Genomic DNA, 3,489 nt, shown 5'->3' with positions numbered 1-3,489 from the left:
ATCTTTAATATTTAATATTCATAGTAATTTGATAAGTATAGTTGACTTTTTAAAAGACACCCGCTAAAATACAAAATATATTATTTTCAGAAAATTCATATAAAACTTATCTAGAGAAGCGGAGGGACTGGCCCTATGAAGCTTCGGCAACAGGCTATATGGTACTGTGCCAATTCCAGTAACTGATGCGCATCTTCGTATCGGTTAGAAGATAAGATTACATGGCAATACTTCTTATCTTTAAAGTAAAGAAGTATTGCTTTTTAATTTTTAGGGGTCTATTTATGTCAAAGAAACAAATACATTTAAACGGTTTTGTCCAACAGTCTCCATCACCGCATTCCATAGGTTTATGGAAACACGAAAAAGATAAAGGGCATCTTCATGGAGATATCGAATATTGGACGCATCTTGCGCAAACACTCGAAAAAGGAAAGTTTGATGCCCTTTTTATGGCTGACGTTTTAGGGACTTATAGTGCCTATGAAAATTCTCATAGGGCTGCCACAAAATATGCAGTTCAATTTCCTGCTTACGATCCGATTGCAGCGATTTCAGCAATGGCAGCAGTTACGAAGCACCTCGGTTTTGCACCTACCGTATCAACAACATATGCAAAGCCTTATCAATTAGCGCGACAACTCTCTACACTAGATCACTTATCTAAAGGACGCATCGGATGGAATGTCGTTACCTCTTATTTAGAAAGTGAAGCTGTCAACTTAGGTCTCACAGAGCGATTACCAAAAGAAACACGCTATGACCGAGCGGATGAATTTTTAGAAGTCACTTACAAATTATGGGAAAAGAGTTGGGATGACCATGCTATCGTCAGAGATATTGACAGCGATACATATACAGATCCTGATAAAGTCAACTTAATTCATCATAAAGGCAAGTTTTTCAATGTTCCAGGTCCTCACCTTGTTGATCCTTCACCACAACGAACACCTGTTATTTTTCAGGCAGGCGCTTCTTCACGAGGGCGTGATTTTGCAGCGAAACATGCAGAAGCTGTCTTTACGACACAACACTCTTTAGATGCTTGTAAAGCTTATGTCGAGGATGTAAGAGCACGCGCAGAAAAATTCGGGCGTGATAAAAACTCATTGCTATTTTTACCGCTTATTATGCCAATTATTGGAGAAACTGAAGAAGCAGCTGAAGAAAAACATCAAGCATTAGTTGAATTGGTCAGTTATGAAGGAACCGCTGCTTTATTGAGTGGACATACCGGTATTGATTTCTCTCAATACGATCCAGATCAATATCTAGAAAGCATTGAAACTGGTGCAATTCAGCATGCTATGGATATGTATACTAAAGACCCAAATCGCAAATGGACGTTGCGAGAAGCGATTAAATTTCATGGCTTAGGGACAGGTCCAGTCCGCTTCGTAGGCACACCTGAAAAGATTGCAGATCAACTGGAAGAGTGGATTCGTGTTGCTGATGTAGACGGATTTAATGTTGCACAAGCCTATTCTCCGGGCACACTTGAAGCGTTTGTTGAAAAAGTGGTTCCAGTCCTTCAAGAAAGAGGCATTTATCAACAAGATTATGAAGGAGAGACACTTCGAGAAAACCTATTTGCTCAAGGTGCAAAATACATTCGTGAAGATCATCCAGCACGTCAACTTTCAAATTAAAAAACTACTGTAATTTTATTTTATAAAGGGAGGGATTATATGAAAATTTCGGTCTCAAAGCTTGGATTTCCACCTTCATTGTTATGGGGCTACGTAGGTGTTTTAATATTTATGATGGGAGACGGTTTAGAAGCCGCATGGATTAGTCCCTATCTTATTGACCATGGATTGACACTACAACAAGCTGCCCATGTCACTACCTGCTACGGTGTGACCATAGCCATTGCATCATGGTTTTCTGGTGTGTTAGTTGAAATGTTTGGACCACGAAAAGTGATGCTGACAGGTACAGTTATCTATATTATTGGACAAATATTATTTATTAGTTGGGCTTTACCTTCTGAACACTATTTTTTGATGATTATTACCTATAGTGTACGTGGATTTGGCTATCCTTTATTTGCATATGCTTTTCTCGTATGGATCACATATCGCTCACCTCAACACAAATTAGGAACCGCAGTCGGTTGGTTTTGGTTTGTATTTGTAGCAGGAATGTATGTTTTTGGCGCGTATTATTCATCTATAGCAATTAAAGTATTAGGGTATATTGGAACGTTATGGACCGCTTTAATTTGGGTCATTGTGGGTGCCCTGTTAGCAATTGTTGCTAACAAAGACATCTTTGTTAAAAATGAAAGTCATTCACATAAAAATAAATGGCAACAACTTTTAGAAGGCATCACAATCGTTGGACATGAGCCACGCGTCGTCGTTGCATGCTTAGTTCGTGTTATTAATTCTATAGCCACTTATGCTTTCCCTCTATTCTTACCTGTCTATTTGTCGGAAAAAGGAATCACAACGACCACTTGGCTGAACATTTGGGGCACAATCTTCACTTCAAATGTTATATTTAATCTTATATTTGGTTGGATTGGAGATAAATTGGGCTGGCGTACCACGATTCGTTGGTTTGGGGGTGTCGGCTGTGCCTTATTCACCATCGGCTTATATTTTGTACCTCAATGGTTCGGAGGAAATGTTATTCTTATCGCTATTATAGGTATACTTTGGGGAATTTGCCTTGCTGGGTTTGTCCCAATCAACGCTTTAACCCCTTCATTAGTTGGCGATAGTCATAAAGGTGCGGCCATGTCTCTATTAAATTTAGGTGCCGGTCTATGTGTATTTATAGGACCTGGTCTTGTAGGATTGTTACACGATACGATTGGAACACGAGGCCTGATGTGGTTAATAGCAGCTATTTATTTAAGTTCCGCTTTTTTAGTTCACCTTTTAAAAACACCAGAAGAACGCAATATCATTACAAAAGAACATTACGCGGAAGGATAATTGACCACTTTGAAAAGAGTCAGCCAATAAAAATCATTCCAGCCGCTATTTCAAAATTAAGACGCTATACTAAATAGGACTTGTGATGCAATCACAGGTCCTATTTTGATACAAAAGCGCGCAAGTAACTTTAAAATTAAAAGAATCTGATCACTCTTAATTAAGATAATAATGCGCTCATATTATATGAAATATACGAATTCCATTTAAATTCAATATAAAAACCATCCCTTTTGAAGAAAATATTGAAGCGAAGAAATACAAAACAGAATGTATCCACTACGCAAATGTTAAACCCCTTCATTTTCAATTTCCAATATTAGATGATTATACTTTTTAGAAAATCGTACAAAGTCTTCATTATTATTAAAAGCTACCCAAAGACCTCTATCATCATATAAATGATAGAGTAAATTTTTAGTTCTATTTAATATATATATTTCAGAAAAATTATAATCTTGGTTTATATTTGGAACTAGTCCTTTAAAATCTTGATTGGCTATAGCCTTTAATAGCTTCTTATATTTAATATCCTTTATAGAAC

At 37.2% G+C, this 3,489-nt stretch carries 3 protein-coding genes and 1 riboswitch; of the genes, 2 read left to right on the top strand and 1 reads right to left on the bottom strand.

Annotation, left to right across the window (positions count from 1 at the left end; all coding sequences use genetic code 11):
• Nucleotides 1-103: 103 nt before the first annotated feature.
• Nucleotides 104-218, top strand: a riboswitch (SAM riboswitch).
• A gap of 66 nt (nucleotides 219-284) precedes the next feature.
• Both CD118_RS10020 and CD118_RS10015 read left to right on the top strand, forming a co-directional pair.
• Nucleotides 285-1,649: an LLM class flavin-dependent oxidoreductase gene (locus tag CD118_RS10020; RefSeq protein WP_103356652.1), complete on the top strand. Its 1,365-nt coding sequence runs from the start codon at nucleotides 285-287 to the stop codon at nucleotides 1,647-1,649.
• A 39-nt stretch (nucleotides 1,650-1,688) separates the two neighbouring features.
• A complete protein-coding gene (locus tag CD118_RS10015) occupies nucleotides 1,689-2,945 on the top strand; it encodes an MFS transporter (RefSeq protein WP_103356651.1) in 1,257 nt (418 codons plus the stop codon).
• Between the two features lie 290 nt (nucleotides 2,946-3,235).
• Here the strand turns inward: CD118_RS10015 and CD118_RS10010 are convergent.
• Nucleotides 3,236-3,489, bottom strand: a 254-nt coding sequence (locus CD118_RS10010; RefSeq protein WP_142380870.1) for a DUF3885 domain-containing protein, incomplete at its 5' end; no start/stop codon positions are given.

Source organism: Staphylococcus coagulans (assembly GCF_002901995.1).
Taxonomy (GTDB): Bacteria; Bacillota; Bacilli; order Staphylococcales; family Staphylococcaceae; genus Staphylococcus; species Staphylococcus coagulans.
This window is presented reverse-complemented; position numbering and strand designations above follow the sequence as displayed.